Annotated in this window: 2 protein-coding genes; one reads left to right on the top strand and one right to left on the bottom strand. The window is 60.8% G+C overall.

Annotation, left to right across the window (positions count from 1 at the left end; all coding sequences use genetic code 11):
- The first annotated feature begins 575 nt into the window (after positions 1–575).
- Positions 576–1,130, top strand: coding sequence for a recombinase family protein (locus LL253_RS19645; RefSeq protein WP_228228202.1), 555 nt, complete (start codon positions 576–578; stop codon positions 1,128–1,130).
- Here the strand turns inward: LL253_RS19645 and LL253_RS19650 are convergent.
- The coding region (locus tag LL253_RS19650) for a hypothetical protein (RefSeq protein WP_228228203.1) at positions 1,109–1,336 on the bottom strand (228 nt) is incomplete at its 5' end. The genes LL253_RS19645 and LL253_RS19650 overlap by 22 nt on opposite strands.

Raw genomic sequence — 1,336 nt, forward strand, 5'->3', positions numbered from 1 at the left:
CACTCCCGCCATACTCCCTGCATTATTCGATTTATCCATCTGCGGCTCTGGTCGAGTGTCCGCAAACAACTTTCTTAATATATAGGATTTCGCGCGGACATGGCATTCGACGAGTTCTCTTCCTCGACTTCATAGTATGCCCGCAGGTGTTGGCGGTGCTTGATGGCTTCGCCAGCAAGTGCCGATGCAATGCCAAGGGCCGGAGGGCGTGCGCGCCCGACGCACATATGATCAGGGCGTCGGACTTGCCGTTCTCGCTGCCGCGATCCCGCCTGCGTCCTCGCGAACTGGTTCACCGGCTCGACATCTGCGATGCCAAGCCGCTTCCCTGTTCCTGCTATGCCACGACGAGTTCATCTCGATTGGGAAGAACTCGTTTCATGCTCGACGCCTGCACCCTCCCAGATGATCGGGCACCGCCCGACGAGAGGCGCGAGCGGAAATCGCGCCTCGATAAGGCAACCACCCTCGATACAAGTATGAGACGCCGATCCCGTCTCATATGGGTGCCTATTGACTTCAGAGACGACTGGAGCGAGTCGGCCTAGAGCCATACGAGACAAGTCAGGGGCACCATGGGCAAGACGCTGGGCTACGCGAGGATCAGTTCAAATCAGGGGCAGGATATCACCTCCCAGAAGACGATGCTGGAATCGCTGGGAGCGGTGGTGGTGTTCTCCGACGTGGGCAACGGCTCGAAGCTCACCGGACGTGACCAACTCGAAGCCGCCCTGCGCCTGCTCGAACCCGGCGACACCCTGTTGGCGCTTCATCCTGATCGCCTTGCCCGAGATACCGGCGATCTGCTCACCATCGCCAAGCGGGTCATCGAGAAGAAGGCGGTGCTCAAGATCAACGACCCCGCGATTGTCATGGACGGCTCCGATATCATGGCCGAGGTCATGCTGACCGTCTTCGGGCTGGTGGGGATGATGGAGAAGCACTTCATCAAGGCGCGGCAACGCCGTGGAATCGAGGCCGCGCGTTTGAAAGGGGCATACAAGGGCCGTCCCGCAACGATCTCCCCTGACGCGGTGCGCGATCTTCGTGCCGAGGGTCTGGGTGCCACCCAGATCGCCAAGCGTCTCGGGATCGGTCGCGCATCGGTCTACCGGCTGCTCGCCGCCTGACCATCGAGCCATGTAAGGAACTCGTCGGCCGTCATCACCTGACCCGGCAGTGCTGTTTCCCGCTCGACCATCTCAATGAAGTGAGGATCGAGCGGATCGCCCCGGCAGATCGGGCAGGGACCACCCACGTCACCATCACCAAAACCGTGCCGTTCGACGTCCTCACTCATGCCAGATTCCCGTGAGTTCGACGGACACCCTCTCCG

Origin of the sequence: Sphingobium soli, assembly GCF_020782245.1 — a bacterium.
GTDB lineage: Bacteria > Pseudomonadota > Alphaproteobacteria > Sphingomonadales > Sphingomonadaceae > Sphingobium > Sphingobium soli.